Annotated in this window: 20 protein-coding genes; 6 read left to right on the plus strand and 14 right to left on the minus strand. The window is 41.2% G+C overall.

What is annotated here, in order from left to right; all coding sequences use genetic code 11:
- Positions 1-140: 140 nt before the first annotated feature.
- A complete protein-coding gene (locus tag AC1D7X_RS01850) occupies positions 141-3245 on the plus strand; it encodes a transglycosylase domain-containing protein (RefSeq protein WP_495474539.1) in 3105 nt (1034 codons plus the stop codon).
- Positions 3246-3498: 253 nt separating this feature from the next.
- On the opposite strand, the gene acsA is transcribed toward AC1D7X_RS01850, so the two are convergent.
- Complete coding sequence (acsA, locus tag AC1D7X_RS01855; RefSeq protein ID WP_495454319.1) at positions 3499-5226, minus strand: acetate--CoA ligase; 1728 nt, start codon at positions 5224-5226, stop codon at positions 3499-3501.
- Positions 5227-5473: 247 nt separating this feature from the next.
- Here acsA and AC1D7X_RS01860 point away from each other — a divergent pair, with 247 nt between their 5' ends.
- The gene (locus AC1D7X_RS01860; RefSeq protein ID WP_495454318.1) at positions 5474-6106 is read left to right on the plus strand and encodes a GNAT family N-acetyltransferase; all 633 of its coding nucleotides are present in this window, start codon (positions 5474-5476) and stop codon (positions 6104-6106) included.
- Positions 6107-6208: 102 nt separating this feature from the next.
- On the opposite strand, the gene AC1D7X_RS01865 is transcribed toward AC1D7X_RS01860, so the two are convergent.
- The 4 genes from AC1D7X_RS01865 to AC1D7X_RS01880 all read right to left on the minus strand — a co-directional run bounded on the left by AC1D7X_RS01865 (position 6209) and on the right by AC1D7X_RS01880 (position 9085).
- Positions 6209-6901, minus strand: coding sequence for a 5'-methylthioadenosine/adenosylhomocysteine nucleosidase (locus tag AC1D7X_RS01865; RefSeq protein ID WP_495454733.1), 693 nt, complete (start codon positions 6899-6901; stop codon positions 6209-6211).
- Between the two features lie 190 nt (positions 6902-7091).
- Positions 7092-8105: a catabolite control protein A gene (gene ccpA, locus AC1D7X_RS01870; RefSeq protein ID WP_495454732.1), complete on the minus strand. Its 1014-nt coding sequence runs from the start codon at positions 8103-8105 to the stop codon at positions 7092-7094.
- 104 nt (positions 8106-8209) lie between these two features.
- Positions 8210-8548, minus strand: a complete 339-nt coding sequence (gene ytxJ, locus AC1D7X_RS01875; protein ID WP_495454317.1) for a bacillithiol system redox-active protein YtxJ — start codon at positions 8546-8548, stop codon at positions 8210-8212.
- Between the two features lie 87 nt (positions 8549-8635).
- Positions 8636-9085 (minus strand): hypothetical protein, encoded by a 450-nt coding sequence (locus AC1D7X_RS01880; protein ID WP_495454316.1) that lies wholly within the window; start codon positions 9083-9085, stop codon positions 8636-8638.
- 229 nt (positions 9086-9314) lie between these two features.
- On the opposite strand from AC1D7X_RS01880, the gene AC1D7X_RS01885 reads away from it, so the two are divergent.
- The 3 genes from AC1D7X_RS01885 to AC1D7X_RS01895 all read left to right on the plus strand — a co-directional run bounded on the left by AC1D7X_RS01885 (position 9315) and on the right by AC1D7X_RS01895 (position 13310).
- On the plus strand, positions 9315-9839 hold the full coding sequence (locus AC1D7X_RS01885; RefSeq protein ID WP_495454315.1) for a type 1 glutamine amidotransferase domain-containing protein: 525 nt from the start codon (positions 9315-9317) through the stop codon (positions 9837-9839).
- A gap of 403 nt (positions 9840-10242) precedes the next feature.
- Positions 10243-12606: a family 14 glycosylhydrolase gene (locus tag AC1D7X_RS01890; protein ID WP_495474624.1), complete on the plus strand. Its 2364-nt coding sequence runs from the start codon at positions 10243-10245 to the stop codon at positions 12604-12606.
- Positions 12607-12695: 89 nt separating this feature from the next.
- Complete coding sequence (locus AC1D7X_RS01895) at positions 12696-13310, plus strand: alpha-amylase family glycosyl hydrolase (RefSeq protein ID WP_495454314.1); 615 nt, start codon at positions 12696-12698, stop codon at positions 13308-13310.
- Between the two features lie 124 nt (positions 13311-13434).
- Here AC1D7X_RS01895 and AC1D7X_RS01900 read toward each other — a convergent pair whose 3' ends face one another.
- The 6 genes from AC1D7X_RS01900 to AC1D7X_RS01925 form a co-directional block, all read right to left on the minus strand.
- Positions 13435-13899: a 2-thiouracil desulfurase family protein gene (locus AC1D7X_RS01900; protein ID WP_495454313.1), complete on the minus strand. Its 465-nt coding sequence runs from the start codon at positions 13897-13899 to the stop codon at positions 13435-13437.
- Between the two features lie 37 nt (positions 13900-13936).
- Complete coding sequence (gene ptsP, locus AC1D7X_RS01905) at positions 13937-15688, minus strand: phosphoenolpyruvate--protein phosphotransferase (RefSeq protein ID WP_495454312.1); 1752 nt, start codon at positions 15686-15688, stop codon at positions 13937-13939.
- The gene (locus AC1D7X_RS01910) at positions 15685-17571 is read right to left on the minus strand and encodes a glucose PTS transporter subunit IIA (RefSeq protein ID WP_495454311.1); all 1887 of its coding nucleotides are present in this window, start codon (positions 17569-17571) and stop codon (positions 15685-15687) included. Before AC1D7X_RS01910 ends, ptsP begins: the two co-directional genes overlap by 4 nt.
- 187 nt (positions 17572-17758) lie before the next feature.
- Positions 17759-18187, minus strand: a complete 429-nt coding sequence (locus AC1D7X_RS01915) for a CoA-binding protein (RefSeq protein WP_495454310.1) — start codon at positions 18185-18187, stop codon at positions 17759-17761.
- Positions 18188-18220: 33 nt separating this feature from the next.
- Positions 18221-19516: a 3-phosphoshikimate 1-carboxyvinyltransferase gene (aroA, locus tag AC1D7X_RS01920; RefSeq protein WP_495454309.1), complete on the minus strand. Its 1296-nt coding sequence runs from the start codon at positions 19514-19516 to the stop codon at positions 18221-18223.
- 55 nt (positions 19517-19571) lie between these two features.
- The gene (locus AC1D7X_RS01925; RefSeq protein WP_495454308.1) at positions 19572-20084 is read right to left on the minus strand and encodes a shikimate kinase; all 513 of its coding nucleotides are present in this window, start codon (positions 20082-20084) and stop codon (positions 19572-19574) included.
- Positions 20085-20264: 180 nt separating this feature from the next.
- Here AC1D7X_RS01925 and AC1D7X_RS01930 point away from each other — a divergent pair, with 180 nt between their 5' ends.
- Positions 20265-20597, plus strand: a complete 333-nt coding sequence (locus AC1D7X_RS01930) for a hypothetical protein (protein ID WP_495454307.1) — start codon at positions 20265-20267, stop codon at positions 20595-20597.
- A 2-nt stretch (positions 20598-20599) separates the two neighbouring features.
- Here the strand turns inward: AC1D7X_RS01930 and gnd are convergent, their stop codons facing one another.
- The 3 genes from gnd to AC1D7X_RS01945 all read right to left on the minus strand — a co-directional run bounded on the left by gnd (position 20600) and on the right by AC1D7X_RS01945 (position 24327).
- Positions 20600-22012: an NADP-dependent phosphogluconate dehydrogenase gene (gene gnd, locus AC1D7X_RS01935; protein ID WP_495454306.1), complete on the minus strand. Its 1413-nt coding sequence runs from the start codon at positions 22010-22012 to the stop codon at positions 20600-20602.
- 177 nt (positions 22013-22189) lie between these two features.
- On the minus strand, positions 22190-22786 hold the full coding sequence (locus AC1D7X_RS01940) for a YkzI domain-containing protein (RefSeq protein ID WP_495454305.1): 597 nt from the start codon (positions 22784-22786) through the stop codon (positions 22190-22192).
- A gap of 239 nt (positions 22787-23025) precedes the next feature.
- Entirely contained in the window at positions 23026-24327 is a 1302-nt protein-coding gene (locus tag AC1D7X_RS01945) for an MFS transporter (RefSeq protein WP_495454304.1), read from the minus strand.
- Positions 24328-24433: the final 106 nt, after the last annotated feature.

Here is a 24433-nt window from a genome sequence, read left to right on the forward strand (position 1 = left end):
ATATTTCTCGACTTATCTATACCATCTCAACGTTAAAAAAAAGTGAAAATTCATCATTATTAATGGTCCGCAAGGATAAAGAGATTCAAATGTCGTATTTTATGCTATAATAGTTCCGTTAGAAGGAGGATCTATTACGAATGGTTGATACAAATAAAAAGGACCCTAAACAAGAGCGCCCTTCAAAGAAATCCTTTGGACGGATATTAGGAATTACGCTACTTTGGCTCTTTGTCTTTCTTGTCATGGGGATACTCTTAGTAGGAGGAGCTGGGATCGGGTATGTCTCTTCTATTGTTCATGACGAGCCCGTACGAACAAGAGCTGCAATAGAGCAAAAAATGAACCAAAACTCAATTACTGGTTTTGCCTATTTCAGTGATGGTACACCGATCGGCCAACTACGAACAGATGAAGATCGACGGCCTGTAGAATTTGATCAAATTCCCACTCTTGTGAAGGATGCCATTATCGCAATCGAGGATAACAATTTCTCTACACACAATGGCATTGACATGAGCGGTACGCTTCGTGCGGTTAAGCAAAGAGTTCTGAACGAATCGATCCAAACAGGTGGAAGTACACTCACGCAACAGCTCGCTAGACGCGTATTTCTCAATCTAGATCGAACAGACAACCGTAAAATCAAAGAAATGCTTCTCTCTTTAAGACTCGAACGTATATTGACTAAAGATCAAATATTAGGGGCCTACCTAAATAAGGTGCCTTTCGGCACCGGTGCAAATGGGTATAATGTGTACGGCATCAAAGCTGCTGCAAAAGGTATCTTCAATATTAATGATCTAAACAAACTAAATATTGCTCAAGCTGCTTATTTAGCAGGGTTACCACAGCTTCCCTCTACATACTCAGCCTTTAACGGCAAAGGTGAATTTAATCCTACTGCTTTCAAACGTGCGATGGATCGACAAAAATTAGTATTACGTCGTATGCTTGAAGAAGCGAAGATTACAAACGGTGAATACAATGAAGCCTTTGCATTCGACATCAAGTCAACGCTAGCTCCTCAAACAGAGAAGGCATACTCTACCTTCCCTTACCTTATGATGGAAACGGAGCGCAAAGCGGCAGAAATTCTTATGACATTAAAGGCTGCTTCTTCTGGGAATAGCAACCAAACCGTGAAAGCGAATAATGAGCTTCTTGAAGAAGCTAAATTACAGCTGACCACCGGCGGATATCGAATCTACACGACTATTAATAAAAGTGTATACAATTCAATGCACTCTATTGCTGACAACGATAACAATTTCAATCCTGATAGCAAGACTAAAGGGATGGAACAAACGGCTGCAATGATGTTAGATAACAAAACGGGTGCGATCTTAGGCATGATTGAAGGACGCGATTTCTACGAAGAGCAGATGAACTATGCTACTCAAATGGTACGCCAACCAGGGTCTGCCATGAAGCCGATTGCAGCCTTTCTACCGGCGCTTGAATCGGGTTTCATTCAACCAGCTAGTATCGTAGATGACGCTCCCATTATTTTAAAAGATGGTCAAAAGGGATTTCACATCCCCAAGAATTCATCAGGAGGTTATGAAGGACTTATTACAGCTCGTTATGCACTCAATAAATCCAAAAATACAATTGCTCTAAAATTATTTAATAATGTCGTAAGTATCGATAAAGCATGGGAATTTACTAAAAAACTTGGAATTACCACCATACAAAAAGAAGATTATGGTGCACAAACAGGTGTACTCGGTGGATTAAAGTACGGTGTGTCTGTTGAAGAATTAACGAATGCCTATAGTTCAATTCCGAACAATGGACAATTTCTTGATGCTTATATGATTGAGAAAATAACTGATTCTAATGGTGCAATTGTTTATCAACATAAACTAGAACCAGTGACAGCCTTCTCTAAACAAACGGCATACCTCATGACTGACATGTTACGTACTGTTATTACTGAAGGCACCGGAAGTACCGTCAAAAACAAGTATAAGTATTGGAAAGAGGTTCCCATCGTAGGTAAGACAGGATCAACGCAGAATTACGCTGACGTATGGTTTATGGGATATTCTCCAGATATAACTCTTGGCGTATGGGTTGGTTACAAAGAGTCTGTAAATGTACTAGAAGGCGACCAGAAAAAGAATGCTCAGAACATATGGACACTCATCATGAATGAAATGATAGCGAAGAAACCAGAACTCTTTGTTACATCCAAGTTCGAGAAGCCTAGTGGACTTACAACAAAAACAGTATCCGCCTATAGCGGTAAACTACCAACATCTCTAACCAACAAATTTGTTACTGACTTATTTAACGCTAAGTATGTTCCTAAAGAGAGCGATGATGGCATTGCAAAAGCTAAATATATTACTTACAACAATGTGAATTATATCCCTCAGGATACTACACCGGAAGATATGTTAAAGGAAAGAGTCGTCATTAAACGTGAGAATCCTATTCAAGAATTGATTAAAGAGCTACAAGCTGCATTTACTGTGATGAAAGATCATGAATCCATTGCGTTCTATTTACCTAAAGACGCAACCAGTGATATGCCAACTCTAATCGATCCCAGAGTAGATGATGGTAATTCACCTACATCACCCAAAGATGTCACATTCTCTAATAACAATGGTTCGGTAAAAATTAGCTTTAGACGTAGCGGATCTCAGGATGTTGTAGGTTATCGACTTTATCGTTCACTGAACGGCAGTAGTTTTGTGAAGAATGGAAGTTCTTTACTCAGCGATGATCCTAAAGTATTCACAAGTAAAGCTTCAGCGAGTGGTCATTATGAATTTTACGTTACGGCAGTCGATGTAGCCGGTAAAGAATCAGCACCAAGTGCAATTGTCGGAAACAGAAGCTACCAACCGCCTGTTGAACCAGAGGTTGGTATCACAGCCCCTGGTAAAGAGAATACGCCCGATGAGACCGATCAGGGCACTCCAATTGATGAACCTATCGGAGAAGTCCCACAGACGACGCCTACAGCTCCTGCTCAGCCTACAATTAATTCGGTGGAGAATGGCATTCAGATGGATTGGGCCATCGGCAGTAATGATACGGAGCGCTTTAATATCTATTTCAGCAAAGAACAGAATGGAAGTTATTCACAGATTGGTTCGAGCCAATCATCTAGCTTTCTCTATGTTACCAACTCGGCTACAGGTTGGTATCGTGTAACAGCTGTCAATAGCATTGGAGAATCCGAATCGTCCTCTTCCACTTATTACGAAAAGAAGATGCTTGTTGAGTAAGTTCAACGTTAACGCTGGGAGCGGACGGACCGTTGTTTACGCGGGAAGAGTATCTACAATCTAAAAAAATCAGAAAAGAAACCTCTCTAAAATGGAAGTACAACTAACCATTTTAGGGAGGTTTCTTTTGTATATCCGCTATGGATCAACTCTGCTAGCTAACGGAACTGCATCCGAAATCAGAAGAGCTGTCTCCAAAGTATAAATTCACTTATGGGACAGCCCCTCCTATTGTTCGAACGATACTTGAGACTTAATCATCAATCGTAGATAAATCGCCTGTCGGAAGATCTAACTCCCATGCCTTCAGCACACGACGCATAATTTTACCTGAACGAGTTTTAGGTAGCTTATCCTTAAATTCAATTTCTCTTGGTGCAGCGTGAGCCGATAATCCCACTTTAACAAAGGTATAGATCTCCTCCTTTAATTCGGCTGTTGGAGCATATCCTTCGCGTAATGAGATAAAAGCTTTGATAATCTCTCCTCGTATCGCATCCGGTTTACCGATCACACCTGCTTCTACTATAGCCGGATGCTCCAATAGTTTACTTTCCACCTCAAAAGGACCTATTCTCTCCCCGGATGAATTAATTACATCATCAATTCTTCCTTGGAACCAGAAGTAACCTTCGTCATCCATGTAAGCCGAATCGCCTGAGATATACCATCCCGGAACGCGAAAATATTCCTCATATTTAACAGAGTTATTCCATATGCGATTCATCATCGATGGCCATGGAGCCTTAATCGCTAAATTCCCCATCGTATAGGGTGGTACCGTATTTCCTTTATCATCTTTGATGGTCGCTTCAATTCCAGGCAGAGGACGTCCCATAGATCCTGGTTTAATCGCCATCCCTGGATAATTACATATCATTTGTGCACCTGTTTCTGTCATCCACCAGGTATCATGAATACGTTGCCCATACGTTTTATTTCCCCAACGAACGACTTCCGGGTTCAAAGGTTCCCCGACAGAGAGCACGTGTCGAAGACTACTCAGTTCATATTTGGAGGTGACATCCACCCCTGCTCCCATAAGCATTCGAAAAGCGGTCGGGGCACTGTACCATACGGTAACTTTATATTTATCAATGGTTGCATACCAATCTTGTGGGCTGAATCGTCCACCCCTAACGACATTTGTTACACCATGAAGCCAGGGTGCAAAAATACCATAGGAGGTCCCTGTGACCCAACCTGGATCAGCTGTACACCAGTAAACGTCATCCTCACGTAAATCTAGTACAACCTTTGCCGAATAATAATGTTGAATCATCGCATTCTGGACATGATATACGCCTTTCGGTTTACCTGTTGATCCTGATGTATAATGCATAATAAGACCATCTTCACGATCCAACCATTGAAGTTCTAACGCAATCGATGCTGATTCCATTTCATCTCTATAGCTTATCAATGAATCATTCTGATTATCGGGTTCTCCGATAACAATGATATGCTCTAAGTCAGGTAATTCTCCTCTCGTAACTCTACCCAATAACTGTGGAGTTGTGACCAACGCGATTGCACTACTGTCCACTAAGCGATCCTTCACCGCAGTTTCCATGAAGGCCTCGAATAAAGGTCCTACCACCGCTCCTACCTTAAGAATACCAAGCAGACAGATATATAACTCTGGACTACGGGGCATAAATATGAAGACACGGTCACCTTTACCAATTCCGTATTTACGAAGAACATTACCAAATTGGTTCGATTGATCTCTTAATTGTCGAAATGTATACGTTTCTTCTCGATTCGCATCACTGTATATCAGTGCTACTTTGTCTCCTTTTCCTTCTTCCACGTGACGATCGATGACTTCATATGCCATATTACATTTACCTGTTTCATACCATGTAAAGTGACGTTCAACATCTTCCCAATTAAATTCCTTCCGAGCCTGTTCGTAGTCACCCATATTAGTTATGCTGTTCACACTCGGTAACAGTTCATTATTATGATTGATTTCCATTTGTATCTATCCCTCCATAAGTAGCTTCTTAGGAACAAAAAAGATAACGCTTACAAAATTCGCTATTTTTATACTTTCGAAATCGCTTATCTAGTAAACTTCTGTCATAATAACAATCATAGTGGAAATGCTTATATTTGTGACTAAATTATGTCAGAATGATTATAGCATAGGTATTAAATCTCTGTCATTGCTTTTCATTTAAATTTTTATTTGTTATAAGTAGAAATAAAAGGGGAGTTACGCGATGAACCATCCTAAACTTTACCATGTCCAACCTTTACCCTTTCATGATCGGATTCTAATCGTTGAAGGTCCTGTTTCTGTTGAAACCCTATCCCAATTAACCCTTCATCCCGATCTTGATGCATTTCGTCGACCTCAAGAACAACATCAAGCATTGATTGAAATTGCAGGATTAGAAGAAGGTAGAATTATTATTACCCGTGATGAGCTCACTATTGTTGGATATGTGACCTTCCATTACCCTGATGAACAAGAACGATGGTCTCAAGAACATATGACTGATTTAATAGAACTAGGCGCAATTGAAGTTGCCGATGAATACCGTTCATTAGGTCTAGGACAACAGATGATAAAGACAGCCTTTGAGGATAATCAAATGGAACAATATATTGTATTTACTACTGAATATTATTGGCATTGGGATCTAAAGGGGAGCGGCCTTAACGTATGGGATTACCGCAAGATGATGGAACGGCTTATGAAGATTGTTGAGATGGAATGGTATGCAACCGATGATCCAGAGATATGTTCTCATCCAGCTAATTGTCTTATGGTACGAATCGGGAGGGATGTTCCACTATCTTCAAAAGAGCAATTTGATCATATCCGATTCCAACAACGGTTTATGTATTAATTTTTTCTAGAGTAAATAAAAAAAGCTCATTTCCCTACTGACATATACATTAGCAAAGCTGACGCATATCAGGAGGAAAACGAGTCTAATGGAAGATTCCTATTAAATTCGACTAATCATAAATTCTAAAATGGCATGTGAACGTTTCGATGCTTCAATAGTAAATTCAGTAAAATTAACATGTGCGGATCCATCCGCTTTATCAGACATCGAGCGAATAATGACGAAAGGGACATCGTTCATATAGCACACTTGTGCGACCGAAGCTCCCTCCATCTCCACACAGGAACCTTCCATTTCATTATGTAGCCAGGCAACTGTATCTCGATTTGCAATAAATTGATCTCCAGACAATACTTTCCCTAGTATGTAATTTCCATCGGCAACCTCACGACAAGCCTGTTCAGCTAGAGCTATTAAATCTTTATTCGCCGGAAAGGCCGATACCTCTTGGTAAGGAATAACACCACGAGAGAAACCTAAAGCAGATACATCGAAATCATGCTGAATACACTCTGTAGAGATTACGATATCACCAATGGACAGATCTGGATGTACAGCTCCTGCTACACCCGTAAATAACACTTTAGAAACTCTAAACTGGTCAATCATGATCTGTGTAGTAACAGCTGCATTAACCTTGCCAACACCTGACTTACATACAACGACAGATTTACCTTGAAAGGATCCTTTAACATAACGTATGCCGGCCCTTGTTATTTCCTCACTCTGCTCCATGCCAGTTAGTAACAACTCAATCTCTTCGTCCATGGCACCTATTAATCCTATCGTCATTTCATTGGTTATCAATTCTACAAGCCCCCTCAGCTATATCAGTCTAAATCAATGGATCGCATCCTAGAAGAAACGTTTGCACTCTCCTTTTTAGCGAGATGTACATGATTCTTTCTAATGGATAACTATTTACTATTTAAAAAAAGCCCCTTAACGGAGCTTTCAATAAATCGATATGTTGTTCAGTAAGTTACTCTTCATTCACATGACTAACGGAAAGACGAAGAATGGTTTCATGAGGTAGAATAACCCGCGGATTATCCACATTCTCTTTCTTCATTAGTTTGGTCAAAAGTCGCATCGCTACAGCACCCAAATCGTACATTGGTTGTGCTACGGTGGTCAGTTGTGGTCGCACCATCGATGCCAAATGAATGTTATCTACACTAATTATAGAGAAGTCATCTGGAACTTTTAGACCTTCATCTTGAATGCTATGGATCGCACCTATAGCCATTTCATCTGTTGCAGCAAAAATTGCAGTCGGCTTCTTTCTCAGACCAAGAAAGTATTTCATAGCCTCCACACCAGACTCATAACGATAATTACCGATACGGACCCAATCTTCCCGATAATCTATTCCTGCTTTTTCTAAAGCTTTCTTGTATCCTTGAAAACGAGAATATCCATTCGCAGGATCCTGAAGTGTTCCACTGATCATACCAATCTCACGGTGACCATGCCGAATCAACGTATTCACTGCATCGAAAGCTGCCGCTTCATGGTCAATATCAACTGAAGGATAGTTTCCTTGTTCATCTCTCGTTGCACAGAGCACAACGGGTACTGCAGATGTCTGGAAGGCTTGTATATGTTCTTCTGTAACCGTTCCGCCCATGAACAACAATCCATCCACTTGTTTCTCCAACAAGGTGTTAATAACACGTATTTCCTTCTCTTTCTTCTTATCAGCATTACACAGAATAATATTGTAATGATACATATTCGCAATATCTTCTATGCCTCGAGCAATTTCTGCGAAAATAGAATTAGAAATATCAGGAATTACAACACCAACCGTTGTAGTCTTCTTACTGGCGAGACCTCTCGCCACCGCATTTGGACGATATCCCAAACGTTCAATCGCCTCATATACTTTCTTCCGGGTCTGTGGCTTAACGTTGGGGTTGTTATTGACAACCCTAGATACCGTAGCCATAGATACGCCTGCCTCACGCGCCACATCGTAAATGGTTACTGTCAAATTCTTTCGCTCCATTACAAATAAATTTTCATTCGTTCAACCCAATATAATCAATATTACGACAATTTACTACTTTGCGCAATGATAACGCTTCATAATTAAGATTATAATTCCTCTTGTAGTGCACTAGATGTAATATAAGAATGAGATGTATGCCAAACTGGCTTTTTATCTTTTACTAGCATAACTTGTGGAGATTCATGCTGGAGCCCAGTCAGAGCAGCTGCCTCAAGAGATGTTGGGCGATCTTCAACGACATAAATAATGCCGTATTCAACAGACTCATTAGGTTCATCCTCTAGATAGGACATCACTTGTTGGTATGCATTGGCACTGATAGGACAACGAGTGCTATGTTTAAAAAGAAGTAGAGGCTTGTCATATGATGATTCCAATGCAGCATTTAACTGATCAATAGTAGTCAGTCTAGTCATCGTAGCCATTCGTTATACCTCCTAATCTCGTATAATTCTTTCATTATCGTAACAAAAAACGACACAAAAAGCCAACAAAGCGCATAAAACCGCTAATCATTTGTACGAAGTAGCTTTTTCTCGATTAAATTCTACTAAAAGGGTTGAAAGTTGACCTAATCGATGTCGAAGATTCTCAATCCAACTTCTGTCTTGGATGCTCTCAGCATGCTTAAATAAATCAAGCAATAGATTAATTCGATGATGGGTGGCATCTTTGATTGCATTCTCTATCTCTATAGAACAATCACTCTCCTCTTGAGAGAGCACCTCAAAAATAACCTCTGATATCTCATTGACCTCTGTAAAGGATATCTTTCTTTTACGTTTCTCTTTCACAAGGTCTTTCATATAATCTGTCAAACCAGGTTTTATAGGTGGCAATAGATCGTACTTTGAGCACCCTTCACATGTTCGCATAGGTACATGAAGAATATGTACATTGCCTGCTACTATGGTACGTAATTCTAGTCTCATCTGTTGACCGCACTTACATTGTCTATCCATTATTAACACCTCATATATTTCTAATATGTCTTGAATAGATAATAAATAAGTTGATCTAAATTCTATTCGACCTTATGTAGATTAAATCCTGCAAAAAAAGTGGAACGTTTAAATTACCGCTTTCACCAAAAGGTGGAGTGCAGAACTATGTTGTGGACATCCTTTTTGTTAGAATAGAGTAATCCATAGGTTAAATCCTTAATTACACCCAAAGAGGAGTGATACAAAAATGAGACTTTTAGGTAAAAAAGTAATTGCCCTTGTTAGCGAAGACTTCGAAGACTTAGAATTGTGGTACCCAATCTATCGATTACGTGAAGAAGGCGCTGAAGTGCATCTTGTTGCAGAAGATAAAGGACAGACGTATATCGGTAAATATGGTGTTCCTGCCAAGAGCGACTACTCTTTTGAAGAAGTGAATAGCCAAGACTATGACGGTATTCTTGTACCAGGCGGCTGGGCTCCTGATAAATTAAGACGCTACAGCAAAGTCATTGAACTTATTAAAGAAATGGATGCGGATCGCAAACCTATCGGACAAATATGTCATGCAGGTTGGGTATTGATCTCTGCACGTATTCTAAATGGCGTACAAGTGACTTCAACTCCAGGCATCCGTGATGATATGGAGAATGCCGGTGCCATTTGGAAAGATGAAGCCGTTGTCGTTGATGGACACATTATTTCTGCTCGTAGACCTCCCGATCTCCCTCCCTATGGTAAAGCTTTTTGTGACGCTTTAGCAGGTAAGTAGCCACCTCAATCCCATAATCCACTCCAAGTAACTGTAAAGCGCAAGATATTACTATTACATTGGGGTGGATTTTTCTAACTTTATAAAAAACAAGTATTGTCAAATATGTAAAAATAATATAACATAATTTTGCAAACGATTGCATTCATGATTAATGTTTGATCCCCTGTTTTAATTCTACATGTTAACTGGCATAACGCCCGCCGCTTACTTGTCTCCAAGTCACAAGAAGAAACACAGTACAAATGGGTTACCGTGTCTACTACGAGAACGGCCTTTTTAAGAAATGCGGTAATCGCTTTCATTTAAAAAAGGAGGATTGGTAGATTTGAATTCAAGTAAACTATTATGGAGGAAGGTTCGTGTTGTTGCTTTAGGTTTTTTCTTATTCTTTTCCACGATTATGGGCTTATTAAGTAACTCAAGTACAGTTAATGCAGTTGTAGCAAATGACTTCAAAGCATCTGTTATGGCACCTCTCACCAAGATTACAGATTGGAATGCGTTTAAGAACCAACTAAACACACTAAAAAGTAACGGTGTCTACGCACTTACAACAGATGTATGGTGGGGTGATGTAGAAGCTACAGGTGACAATCAATTTGATTGGAGTTACTACAAGACTTATGCAAACGTTGTCAGTGAATCTGGATTGAAATGGGTTCCGATTCTGTCAACACATACTTGTGGTGGAAATCCCGGGGATGACTGTAATATCCCTATCCCTTCCTGGCTCTGGAACAAAGGTACGGCAGATGAAATGAAATACAAAAGTGAGACTGGTTATGTGAATAATGAAGCTATCTCACCATTTTGGAGCGGTATTGGGCAACAATACAATGATTTATACGCCTCGTTCGCTACTAACTTCACTAGCTACAAAGCTCTTATTCCCAAAATCTACTTAAGTGCTGGACCTTCAGGTGAACTTCGCTACCCTTCCTATTACAATTCAGCAGGCTGGAGTTATCCTTCTCGTGGTAAATTCCAAGTATACACAGACACGGCGAAGAATGCGTTTAGAACAGCTATGATTAGTAAATATGGTTCGTTAAGCGGTGTAAACTCAGTATGGAGTCTATCCCTAACGGATCTGAGCCAGATCAACCCTCCAAGTGATGGAGACTCGTTCTATTCAACAGGTGGTTACAATTCCACTTACGGAAAAGACTTTCTTAAATGGAATCAAAGCGTCCTTGAGAACCATCTTGGCGTAATTGCTACAGCGGCTCACAGCAACTTCGATTCTGTGTTCGGCGTTCCAATCGGAGCGAAGATCTCTGGTCTCCACTGGCAGTACAACAATCCATCAGCCCCACACAGTGCCGAGAATGCAGCGGGCTACTATGATTACAACACACTTATTCAAAAGTTTAAAGACAATAATCTCGATTTAACATTTACCGCGTTGGAAATGAATGATGATGGAAGTGCACCTGCTTATTCAAAACCTTCCACGCTAGTAGATACCGTATCTTCCATAGCAAATAGTAAAGGCGTTCGCTTAAATGGTGAGAACGCTCTACCTACCGGTAACTTTCAAAAGATTCAAGAGAAAATAACAACATGGAAGTATAATGGATTCACACTTCTGAGACTTGCTAATGTCGTCAATAGTAATGGATCGGCTACTGGAGATATGGCTGGTTTCAAACAATATGTCATTAGTCACACGAAAAACACAGACTTGCCACCAGATGGAAATACCGTCACGGTCTATTACAAAAAGGGATATGCTACGCCTTATATCCATTACCGCCCTGTTGGGAGTACGTGGACGACTGCTCCAGGAACAGCTATGGCAAATTCCGAAATAAGTGGGTATTCCAAAATTACCCTCAACATCGGATCCGCTTCCCAATTAGAAGCGGTCTTTAACAATGGTGGCGGTACTTGGGACAACAATAATTCAAACAACTATCTGTTTAACGTTGGCACATCCACTTTCACACCTGGTGCAAATGGTTCAGTGGGTACGATCGTAACAGGACCTCCCGCAGGCACTGTTGTTGATACGATTGCTCCAAGCGTACCTACCAATGTAGTGGCTACAAGTAAAACAGAAACATCGGTTTCCTTGAGCTGGACTGCTTCCACAGATGCTGTCGGGGTAACTGGCTACGAAATCTGGCGGGATGGTACTAAAGTGGGAACATCCACTTCTACCAGCTATACCAACACAGGATTAACCGCAAATACGGCTTACAGTTTCACGGTGAAAGCTTTCGACGCGGCGAGTAACATCTCTGCTGCAAGCACCGCACTTAGCGTAACAACTTATACCGCATCCACTGGCAATTCAGTCACGGTCTATTACAAAAAGGGATATGCTACGCCTTATATCCATTACCGCCCTGCTGGGGGTACGTGGACGACTGCTCCAGGAACAGCTATGGCAAATTCCGAAATAAGTGGGTATTCCAAAATCACCCTCAACATCGGATCTGCTTCCCAATTAGAAGCTGTCTTTAACAACGGTAGCGGTACTTGGGACAACAATAATTCAAACAACTATCTGTTTAACGTTGGCACATCCACTTTCACACCTGGTGCGAATGGTTCAGTGGGTACGATCGTAACAGGACCTCCCGCAGGCACTGTTGTTGACACGACCGCTCCAAGCGTTCCCACCAATGTCACTTCTACAAGTAAAACCGATTCATCCGTTTCCTTATCCTGGACAGCATCTTCGGATGCTGTCGGGGGTACCGGCTATGAAATCTGGCGGGATGGTGCCAAAGTGGGAACATCCACTTCTACCAGCTAAACCAACACAGGATTAACCGCAAATACGGCAAAGTTGGAGATTATTCCAACTATCTAGATGCTTCTCTCGATTTCCCAATGTATTACACCATGAAAAATGTATTCGGTCATGACGCCTCAACCACTCAAATAAGAGATCTTTACACGCAAGATTCAAAGTATCGTGATTCAAGAATGAATGGATTATTTATTGATAATCATGATGTGAAGCGTTTCCTAAATGATGCCTCTGGCAAACCAGGCAATGGGGCTGACAAATGGCCACAACTGAAGGCTGCTCTAGGGTTTATGCTTACATCACGTGGAATCCCAATTCTCTACCAAGGTACAGAACTAGGCTATAGCGGCGGGGATGACCCTTATAACCGTGAGGACGTAGTACCTAATGCTAATCACGAACTCTACAAATACATTACTAAAATCAATGCCGTGCGTAATAGTCACCCCGCATTGCAGAATGGTTCGCAAAAAGAAAAGTGGGCTGACAATGCCTTCTATAGCTTCCAACGTTCCAAAGATGGCGATGAAGCAATTGTACTCATTAACAATTCATGGAACACCGAGACTCGGACGATTGGCAATTTCGAGAACTTCTCTAACGGACTAACCCTGACAAACCAACTTGGGTCGGACCATGTTCAAATTAACAATGGCTCGATTACGGTTACTTTAGCTCCTAAAGAGGTCAAAATCTTTACCAAATAAAATACCTGATCATGCCTTGTTATAAGCGCCGATTTGGATGATTACCCTACTCATTAAAAAGAATGGATAGATTCATCAGAACAAGTCTGATTCTCCATCCATTCTTTTATTTTAGAATCGTGCTCTAGATGTCATCAAGAATATCGGCTAACTGTTCTTCTGAGATGACTCTTAACCCATTCCTTATAAGCAAAGCCGTCGTTACACCATTTCCAACGATCTTATCACCTGTAAATTCACCATTATATATCATAGAACTCCCGCACGAGGGACTATTCTCCTTAAGCACAATTACTTCTGCATGAATCTCCTGCGCAATCCTTAGCGTTTCGTAAGCCCCTTTAACATACATGTCAGTTACATCTTTACCTAACCTATTGATGACCTGTGCACTCCCCTGAAGGACATCTTCGCCATCTCCTCCAACGATCTCTGCTGGCTCCCTAGGTGTAGTGAATCCTCCTAACAATTCAGGGCATATCATGATAGCTTTATTGTTGTCCACCAACTCTTGAATTCTACTGTCTAGGCGATGTGTTCCGTTATATCTCACTTCTAACCCTGCTAAACAAGAACTCACCACGATCATTGATGCCACCTCACGATCCAATTATATCAATGAATTCTTAGTCTACAGCAATAGAGCGACTGCTTCTATGAGAATCATGGTAGTCATTTAATAATTTTTCAATCTCCGTGTTTGTATGCATTTGTAGACATTCTTTCGCTATACGCTTATCTTCCTCAGCAGATGTATTTAGAAGGCGATGCTTAATTCGAAGCAAAGATTCCGGTGACATACTGAGATCACGTACGCCTAACTCGATCCATAATGGAATAGAGCGCTCGTCTCCAGCCATTTCACCGCACACACTAACCGGGATACCTGCATGTCTTGCAGCTTCCACCGTTGATTTCAGCATACGAAGGATAGCTGGATGATACGGGTGATACAGATGTGCAATTTGTTCATTCATTCGATCCACAGCAAGCACATATTGTACGAGGTCATTCGTGCCAATACTAAAGAAGTCACTTTCTTCTGCTAACAAATCAGCGATCGCAACTGCTGCAGGCACTTCAATCATAATCCCAACTTCGATATCTCGATTATAAGAGATCCCTCTGTCATCTAAATCAGCCATCGCTTCACGTAGGATTTCATTAGCTCCACGTACTTCTTCAACAGAAGAAATCATCGGATACATAATCTTCACATGCCCATAATCACTCGCTCGTAATATTGCGCTCAACTGAGTCTTGAATAGTTCCTTGCGATCTAGACTAATCCGTATTGCACGATATCCAAGGAAAGGATTATCTTCTTCTGGTAGAGAGAAGTAATCTAAATGCTTGTCCCCACCGATGTCCAAGGTGCGGATGACCACTGAACCATTACCAGCCATTTTTTCTGCAACAAGACGATATACCTCAAATTGTTCATTCTCGCTAGGAAACGTCACGCGATCCATATATAAGAACTCTGTTCGGAAAAGTCCTACCCCTACGGCACCATATTTTAAAGCCATATCCATTTCCTTGACAGAGCTTATATTGGAGGAAAGATTCATTTGAACCCCATCTTGAGTCACCGCATCTACTGATGCTAAGAGTTGGAGTTGTTCTTTCTTATGCAGCTGTTTGGTCCGTATGCTTGTATAATGAGCTATCATGGATTCATCCGGATGAACGTACACATGTCCTTGATCACCATCAACAATAAGCATATCACCCGTCTGAATCGGTACTTTCAGATTGTTCTCCAGACCACATACAAGTGGGATTCCAAGTGCTCGTGACATGATAGCGGAATGAGATGTCTTCCCACCAATGAGAGTCGTAATTCCGAGTACGTGAGATGGGTTCAAATGAACAAGCTGAGATGGGGATAGTTCCTTAGCCACCAAAATGTAGGGTTGCGTATCCTCAGGAAGTGTAATCTCTGGTGCACCCAGTAGATGCTTTAATAATCGATTACCTACATCCTTAATATCTAAAGCTCGTTCTTTCATATATTCATCATCTAACAGATCAAACATCGTTACAAAATGATCTATAGCTTCTTTTACAGCAACTTCTGCCGCTTTGTATTGACGTTCAATGATGCCTTGTATTTCATTCATAAAAATGGGATCTTCCAATATGGCAAGATGGGCATCAAAGATACTGGATTCTTCCTCGCCCACCACTTCTTTGAATTCATTTCTAATGAACTCAATTTCATGTTTAGAAGTTCGTATTCCCTCATATAATCGTTCAAATTCTTTAGCAAGATCTATGGTTTCCAATCTGGATTCAGGTAAGTCCCATTCCCAACTAGGCAATACGAATGCTTTACCTATTGCGACTCCTGTTGCCGCTCCGATGCCTTGTATCATGATTCAAACCCTCCAACGTTCCTGTCGTGTAATACAACAGACATCACGGATGCCTGCCCTTTCTTAACACCTTTAAAAGGAGCAAAGCTCCATGATTTCACTCGTTCTGGGTTAGTTATAACCATTGGAGTTGCCAGTGATGCAGCATGCATACGAATATATGCCAAATCAAATTTGACAAGCAGCTGACCTGGAACTACGGTATCCCCTTCTTTAACTGCAGCTTGGAAATGTCCTCCCTTGAGTTGAGAAGTATCAATTCCTATATGAAGTAGCACCTCAAGACCTTCTGGTGTCGATATACCAATCGCATGCATCGTCGGATACACATGAATAATCGTTCCATACACCGGAGAGACCAATTCATCTCTATCAGGTATAAAAGCCACACCATCCCCAACTAACTTCGCAGCAAAAATATGATCTGGTACCTCTTCAATTGGCAACATTGATCCATGCACCGGGGCGCTGAATAGAACCTGGGGCATCACCCTCTGCCTCAGCTTATTAACTTCTTCACGAATTAATTCTGAATAAGTGCCAAAGACAACCTGAACATTGCCCCCACCCAGCTTAATTAACCCTGCAGAGCCAAGAAGCTTAAGAGCGTTGCTATCTATAAGCCTATCATTCTTAACCGTTAGGCGAAGACGCGTAATACAAGATTCTAACTGTACAATATTCTCCTTACCCCCAAGTGCTTCCAATATGAGGGGAGCCTGATAGGGGATACTTCCTGCCCAATCTTCCAATGTTGATCCTTCTTCTCGTCCTGGCGTTGGAATATGGAATTTGTGAATTGCCCATCGAAACAACACATAATAGATAATTCCATACACAATTCCAATGGGAATAAGCATCCATGCATTATGTGACAGATGAAAATTCAGTACATAATCGATAACCCCAGCAGAATAAGAAAATCCATGATGAATATCTAATGCATATGTAATCCACATCGCTATTCCAGATAACAACACGTGAGCGATAAACATATATGGAGCAACAAACAAAAATGCGAACTCAATTTGCTCAGACACACCTGTAAGGAAACAGACTAACGCCGCTGTTAAAAATGTCTTTTTAATCTTGGGTTTAAGATCCTCACGTGCTTCATGGATGATCGCCAATGCTATACCAGGCAAGGCAAACATCATGATGGGAAATAGTCCTGCCATAAATGATCCTGCAGTAGGGTCACCCGCGAAATATCGTGGTAAATCCCCTTGAACGATACTTCCATCTGACGTGGTAAATGATCCAACCTGGAACCAAAACACATTATTCAACAAATGGTGCAACCCAAAGGCAGTAAGAACACGATATAACATGCCGTATAAGAAAAGTCCGAATCCTCCCAAATGGAGAACCATGTGTGTGAGTTCATCAAGACCCCGTTGCAAATAGGGAGCAACGCCTAACATCAACCATGAGAATACAGCTGAGAATAACCCCATAATCAACAAGACAAACCTAGAGCCTCCAAAAAACTGAAATACTTCTGGAAGTTTGATATGTTTAAATCGATTATATAATCCACCTGCGATCATTCCGAAGATGATTCCGATTAACGTAGATGGTTGTATGCTGCCGTCACCTAAATGTTTCATGACTTGCTCATAGATGAACATTGCCGATAATGCAGCAAGCCCAGCAGGTCCTGCTTGATTGGCAAGTCCCCAAGCTACTCCGACCGCAAATAAATAGGGCAAGAAGAAAAAAATACCTTGACCAGCCCACGTACTAACCTCAGCTATGGATGGAAGTCCCCAAGCTGCCCAAGGCAGACTACCTACGCTTAGCAATATAGCGGCAGCAGGTAATACCATCGTAGGGAGCATGACTGCTCTTCCGAGCTGCTGTAAAGATCCCAACCAATTCAAGGTGACACTCCCCTTCCTCCACACGATCAACTACAAATGGTTTCTCATTTACGCTTGATCCTATGTATATTGATCGTAAGCCCTGATAGACATTTTGTCAAAACAAGTATAAACGGTCTTTCCGTCCTTTAGCGGCGAAGAAACGTTTAGCGTAAAAAAAGACCCCGAAGGGTCAATTTAATTTCACTTACGTATTCTTGCTCGCAATAGCATCCTCAACTTTAATACAACGATCCATAATAGCAATCAAACCATTCTCTTCAGCAATGACAGCAGCTTCTTCACTAATAATCCCCTGCTGAAGCCATAGTAATTTTGCTCCAATTGCTACTGCTTCTCGGGCTACTTCTGCACAATACTCACTGCGACGAAATACATTTACTATATCGATTGGATCGGGTATGTCTTTTAGCGATGCATAACACATTTCACCTAGTATTTCCGTTCCGCTTGCAGCAGGGTTAACGGGAATTATCCGGTACCCTTTCTTCTGCATCGTATAAGCAACCATGTACGATACACGATCTGACTTATCCGATAATCCCACTACCGCAATGTTACCTGCGTTCTTCAGTATTTGGCCGATCTGTTCTTGTGTTGGATTAATAAAAGACATCTTTCATCCTCCCTTTCTGTAAAGATTGGTATATTAAGAATGTACCCATTCAATTTGTGCTCCAAGCGCCTGAATGTGATCAAAATACTGTGGATAAGATTTGGCCACATGGTGAGCATCCTTAATTCGGATAGGTTGTTTAGCTCTCAGTCCTACGATACTCAATGCCATAATCACGCGGTGATCATAGTGTGCATTAATCTCCACACCACCTTCAACACCTTCAGGTCTTCCATGAACGATGATCTCTGCTTGTCGTTCTTCTACGTTAGCGCCTGCCTTACGAAGCTCCGCTAAGTAGTCTGTGATCCGATCACACTCTTTATACCTTAAATTCTCTACGTTGTAGAACCTCGAAGTACCCTCCGCAAAGACGGCTGCTGCCACCATAGCAAGCACCGCATCGGTAGCTGCATCTCCATCAAATTCGATAGCTTTTAATGTACCGTTACCTTTCACATGAACATTATCGTTCTCATGCGTAAGAGGAACCTCCATCATCTTCAATACATCTATTATAGCGCGTTCTCCCTGCTTACTAGATGCTGACAGACGTTCGATAGTAACATCAGACTGTATGACAGCCGCTGCCGCTAATACCGCCGCAGAACCAGGATAATCCCCTTGTACAGTGTAGGCTTTCGCTTCATAAGTTTGTCTACCTGGCACATGGAATACCATATAGTCCTCACGAGCATGAATGATAATACCCGCCTGTTCAAGAACTTCAAGCGTCTGACCCACAACCACCTTAGACTTCAAATCGCCAAGGACTTCAATTTCACTGTCTTGTTCCAATAAAGGAGTCAAGAATAGGAGCGCACTTAAGTATTGCGAACTAACCTCTCCTGATACTTTGATTTTACCTCCAGTCGGCTTACCTCCACGGATAGTGATTGGTAATCGTCCATCATTATGATCGACCTCAACCCCTAAGTGAGATAAGGCTACAATTAGATCATCATGTGGTCTTTTGCCTAAAGAATCTGGATATGTATTCACAAAAGTAACATCTGGACACAACGAGGCAATCCCCATTAAGAAACGTAGAACAGCACCCGCATTCCCTACATTTAATTCTTTAACATCTCTTGGATGTTTGCCAAAGCCTGTAATAATGGCTTTTTCCTCATCTTCAATAAGTGTCGCACCAAGATCTTGAATACAACGACGCATAGCATCACTATCTTCACTATGTGCTGGGTAATAGACGGTGCTCGTTCCTTCTGCCAGAGCAGCGACAAGCAAGTAACGGGTTGTATAGTTCTTCGATGAGAGAGCTCCTATAGTCCCTTTTAAACTTGGGGTAGGATTAACGATAACATCCATTATTAATAACTCCTTTATGTTCATATAATTAAAATAGTCAATCTTAGTAACAAGCTTAGACGCGGTAATGTGTTAAAATCATTTCGCTCACTTGTTCCACAGAATATAACGATGTGTTCACTGTGTAATCCGCAAAAAGGTAAGCATTTTTCCGTTCTTCCAATATCGTACGTATTCTCTCTTCTGTATTTCCAGCTAATAAAGGTCTAAGTCCATCACCTTGAACTCGCGAAGCAATATCTTCCGCTTCAGCTGTCAAAGCCACAACCCAGCCACCTTCCCTCATCAACTCACAGTTCTTTGGATTCAGTACAGCGCCGCCGCCTGTAGCAATGACCTGACATCTATCTGAGAGTACCCTCTCTAACATAGCTGTCTCCGCTTTACGAAAGTATGCTTCCCCTTGATTGGTAAATATAGAAGCGATACTGCAATCCTCGTGCGCTTCCACAGCTGCATCTAGGTCCACCAAGTTATATTCCAGATGTTGCGCAAGCCATTTACCTACGGTAGATTTGCCTGTTCCCATCATCCCAATCAGGATTATATTCTGTTGTGGTTGGCTCAAAGTTTCACCCCTCTGTTATGCCTTTATCTCGGTCTGAGACATATCCTATTCAATCGTAGTTCCAATCATAACACAGCCCCAAAAGTTTCGACAATCATACGCCTTCGGAAGATTCTATTTTTGCTAGAGTTCCATATACTAGAGTGAACAGTCAATAGATTACAAAGGAGCGTTACACACATGCCTCAATCTCACAATCATTCGATTCCAAGCTTAAAACGCCTTGAAGAAATCTGCGATGTCCGCCATATGTTGTGCCGCGATGATATCATTTGGGTTCTTCATTATGTTCAACAAAAAGTGGCTCAAGGTGATCCAGCACTGCTGGAACTCCCTAAGCCACGTTTACTTCGAAATTTTCAATATTTTGGAGAAATCAGTATGCTACTTCTTAAACGACCCGACCCAAGTTACCTAGAACAAGATAATATACGTTTCAGTATCATGGAAGCGATGCATGGATTGATTCCTACCTCTAATGCAAAAAAGGATACTAAGCAAACAGAATACTAACTCTATTCTTGCATCCAGTTGAAGTGGAAGCTTCCTTCTTTGTCCAGACGTTGGAACGTATGAGCGCCGAAGTAATCACGTTGTGCTTGAAGTAAGTTAGCAGGCAATCTTTCCGTACGGTAACTATCATAGTACGCAAGAGCACTTGAGAATCCAGGTACTGGAACACCTTGAGCAACTGCTGCAGCAACCGTTTGACGCCAAGCGCCTTGGTAATTCTCAATAATATCTTTGAAGAATGGATCAAGCAACAAGTTCTTCAAATCTGCATTGTTCTGGTAAGCATCTGTGATGTTCTGTAAGAATCGGGAGCGAATGATACATCCACCACGCCAGATCTTTGCAAGGTTACCATATTTCAAGTCCCATCCATATTCATCAGATGCGACACGTAGTTGTGCGAACCCTTGGGCATAAGACACGATTTTACTCGCGAACAACGCTTTGCGAACACTTTCGATGAACTCAGCTTTATCCCCTTGGAATGGTTTAGTTGCAGGTCCGTTCAAGATTTTGCTCGCTTCAACACGTTCTTCTTTCATAGCTGACAAGAAACGTGAGAATACAGATTCAGTAATCATGGATAATGGCACGCCTAGATCAAGGGAACTTTGACTTGTCCATTTCCCTGTACCCTTTTGTCCAGCAGAGTCAAGAATAATATCAACCATCGGTTTACCTGTCTCGGAATCAATCTTCGAGAAAATATCAGCCGTGATTTCAATCAAATAGCTGTCAAGTTCCCCTTTGTTCCATTCCGTGAATATTTCATGTAATTCCTTAGCATCAAGATGTAACACATCTTTCAAGAGCTGGTAAGCTTCACAAATGAGTTGCATGTCACCATACTCAATACCGTTATGCACCATTTTGACATAATGTCCTGCACCATCTGGTCCAATATATGTACTACAAGCTTCACCGTCAACTTTAGCTGATATCGCTGTTAAGATCGGTTCCACTAATTGATATGCGCTCTCTTGACCACCAGGCATGATTGAAGGGCCTTTCAAAGCTCCCTCTTCCCCACCAGAGACACCCGCTCCAATGAAACGGAAACCTTTATCTTCAAGCTCTTTACTACGACGTACTGTATCAGGGAAGTAAGCATTCCCTCCATCAATGATGATGTCACCTTGATCTAGATAAGGTAACAACTGTTCAATCGTAGCATCGGTAGCTTTACCAGCTTGTACCATGATAAGAATTCTACGAGGCACTTCAAGTGATTTCACGAATTCTTCAACAGAAAAAGTACCTGTTAGATTCTTGCCTTCAGCTTCTTTCAAAAGGTCCTGCGTTTTCTCAGGAGAGCGATTATATACTGAGACTGTAAAGCCTCTACTCTCGATGTTTAGGGCCAAGTTTTTTCCCATTACAGCAAGGCCAATGACACCTATTTGTTGTTTTGCCATTTGGTTTTTCATCCTTTGCTCCATTTATTTTTAAACATAGTTTCTATTCAATCTATATATTAACGTGTTTAAGCGCAGAAGTGAACCCCTGCCCCAACTCCTAACATGATAAAACACCTCGCAAATGATCGAGGTGTTCATCTCAAATGCTTCTCTTATTGTAATCAACTAACGTATTTACCATTCAAGTGTCATGAGTTCACGACATAATTCTCGAAGTCGTTCTTTACAATGCTCGATCTCCTCGGTGTCGTTGGCTTGTATAGCCGCATAAAGTTTCTCTAATTCTTCATCCACTTCAATTCTACGTAACTGTAAGCGTAAATCCCCTTCTAACGAATAGAACATCTTCGACATTTCCTGTTCGCTGAAATAAGTTCCTTTCTGATATAGAACCCGTTGTTGATACCCTGATATTTCAACCAATCGGATCACTTCCCCGAACAATATATTCTCAACGAAGATTTGCCTGTCTTTAAATCGTTTAACAACCGCATGCCCTCTTGTATCTTCAATTAATTTCTCCATCCAGTCCGCAAGCTTAGCGTCTCGTATGATATAATCTCCAACCATTTTATATCCACTTCGAGTTCTCATAAATCTTAATTTCACTAATTTCCGTCCGGTTCTAACTGAAATGATAAAGAGTGTTTCGTTCTCACTCCAATAAAGGGAATAACCTTCTTGAATCAACTCTTTGATTAAGTCTTGAATATGTCGCTGATTAAATCGAAGCTCCAGATTGCAGTACTCTACTTCATCACTCTTGTTCAAGGCATTCCCTCCTATACTGGATATTTCAACAAATGGTGTTAGAATGATGCCACGTTCACAACGTAATCATTTGCTTGATATATTTTATACTTTATCCTATGTAACGGTAACTTGGTTTATTGACTATTTTTACCCTTAATAAATTCTAGTTAAACCTGAACAAGCAAAAAGAAGGAATCAAGAACCCTTGATCCCCCTCAGATAACGCTTACCACGATGTAAAATGTCTTTGCTAAATCTTATCCCGCTATAGAATTCCGTTGTTTTTTACGCGTTAATAACAAATGTACAAAAAACAAAAGCATCATCACTATGCTACTTGCTATGAATGGGGCTTCGTGTCCCATAACGTCCCACAGTCTTCCCGATACAATCGGACCTACCACCATGCCAGATCCTTGCAGTGTCAAGAAAAATCCCCAGACAACGCCACGTTCTCCCTTAGGTACTAAATGCGAAACATAGGTATTCCATCCTGGTAATATAAACGCATAACTAATTCCTATAAGTGCTACAAATGCAAATACAAGCGGTACGGTATGTACCATCGAGAATAAGGAAATGGATACCGCTGCTAGTAGAAATCCAGCATGTAAGAATGGAGCTGTTCCGTAACGGTCAATTAATTTACCACAAGGAATAAGCGCAATAACAGTAATTCCCCCTCCAGCTATTAATAAGAGACTGAACATATTCGGCGAGAATCCCAACTCATTCTGTACATATAGCGTGATCACTGGAGTTAAAATTCCAATGACGAATGATTGTAAGAATAGTGCAGGATAGACCAGCCAACTAACCTTTAAAGTATGTTTCACTTCATACATTGTTTTCTTTACACTATTTATTAATTGGATCCATTTAGAAGCGATCAACATAAATACATTCTTATGGCGCACATGTTTAACATGTATGTGGGGGGTTAAGCTTGGTACCTTTCCTGGGAGGAGTAAGGCGACTAATACAAGCACGATCCCCGAACCTATCAGCACCAAAAACGACGTATGAAAATTGGACCCTGTTCGTTGCATGAGAAAGTTCATCGCGATTGGACCCGCACCTATTCCCATCAATGAAGCCATTTCTAAAGCTCCGATTGCCGCACCATTACTATTATTGGGACCTGAGATCTCTGTTGCCCCAGTCATCGCACAAGGCCACAGTGGTGAGGTCCCTACCCCTAGAATGAAACACGCAACCGCAAGCCAGATGGGTGCAGAAGTGAAAGCAATAATGATGACTGCAATCACAGTCATTAATAACGCTCCTGTCATGGTCTTCTTGTAACCTAACCGCTCAGCCAACCAACCAAAGGGACTTCTAAAAAGGTTATCCCCAACATATTGCAATGAGAAAGCAATTCCCACACTCCAAGCCGTTAACCCAAGAGCATTCTTCATATAAATGGGTAAGAGTGCAACGAGTAGTGACCCTTTTAGAAACTCTACTAAAAAAATAATAATCATAAGTTCAATAAAAAATGGGGATTTCAGTTGGCGCTTGGATGAATCTTTTATCATTTCTGAATTATGTATTGGCATGATTATCCCATCCTCTTCTAAGCAAAACTTCCTTAAACAATCCTTCTTTATCCATCTATACTATAGAATACCCATTTTCATAAGGATTTTACCCCTTTATCAAAAG

It is taken from the genome of Paenibacillus sp. Y568, assembly GCF_059445545.1.

Bases quoted from the DNA above. Each gene is read 5' to 3' on its own strand.
- AC1D7X_RS01880 (WP_495454316.1), bottom strand. From the start codon at position 9,085: ATGGATAGACAATGTAAGTGCGGTCAACAGATGAGACTAGAATTACGT.
- AC1D7X_RS01850 (WP_495474539.1), top strand. From the start codon at position 141: ATGGTTGATACAAATAAAAAGGACCCTAAACAAGAGCGCCCTTCAAAG.
- ptsP (WP_495454312.1), bottom strand. From the start codon at position 15,688: ATGATACAAGGCATCGGAGCGGCAACAGGAGTCGCAATAGGTAAAGCA.
- aroA (WP_495454309.1), bottom strand. From the start codon at position 19,516: ATGGATGTTATCGTTAATCCTACCCCAAGTTTAAAAGGGACTATAGGA.
- AC1D7X_RS01915 (WP_495454310.1), bottom strand. From the start codon at position 18,187: ATGTCTTTTATTAATCCAACACAAGAACAGATCGGCCAAATACTGAAG.
- AC1D7X_RS01890 (WP_495474624.1), top strand. From the start codon at position 10,243: ATGGGCTTATTAAGTAACTCAAGTACAGTTAATGCAGTTGTAGCAAAT.
- acsA (WP_495454319.1), bottom strand. From the start codon at position 5,226: ATGGAAATCAATCATAATAATGAACTGTTACCGAGTGTGAACAGCATA.
- AC1D7X_RS01895 (WP_495454314.1), top strand. From the start codon at position 12,696: ATGAAAAATGTATTCGGTCATGACGCCTCAACCACTCAAATAAGAGAT.
- AC1D7X_RS01860 (WP_495454318.1), top strand. From the start codon at position 5,474: ATGAACCATCCTAAACTTTACCATGTCCAACCTTTACCCTTTCATGAT.
- ytxJ (WP_495454317.1), bottom strand. From the start codon at position 8,548: ATGGCTACGATGACTAGACTGACTACTATTGATCAGTTAAATGCTGCA.
- AC1D7X_RS01865 (WP_495454733.1), bottom strand. From the start codon at position 6,901: ATGACGATAGGATTAATAGGTGCCATGGACGAAGAGATTGAGTTGTTA.
- AC1D7X_RS01930 (WP_495454307.1), top strand. From the start codon at position 20,265: ATGCCTCAATCTCACAATCATTCGATTCCAAGCTTAAAACGCCTTGAA.
- AC1D7X_RS01945 (WP_495454304.1), bottom strand. From the start codon at position 24,327: ATGCCAATACATAATTCAGAAATGATAAAAGATTCATCCAAGCGCCAA.
- AC1D7X_RS01885 (WP_495454315.1), top strand. From the start codon at position 9,315: ATGAGACTTTTAGGTAAAAAAGTAATTGCCCTTGTTAGCGAAGACTTC.
- gnd (WP_495454306.1), bottom strand. From the start codon at position 22,012: ATGGCAAAACAACAAATAGGTGTCATTGGCCTTGCTGTAATGGGAAAA.
- AC1D7X_RS01900 (WP_495454313.1), bottom strand. From the start codon at position 13,899: ATGATCGTGGTGAGTTCTTGTTTAGCAGGGTTAGAAGTGAGATATAAC.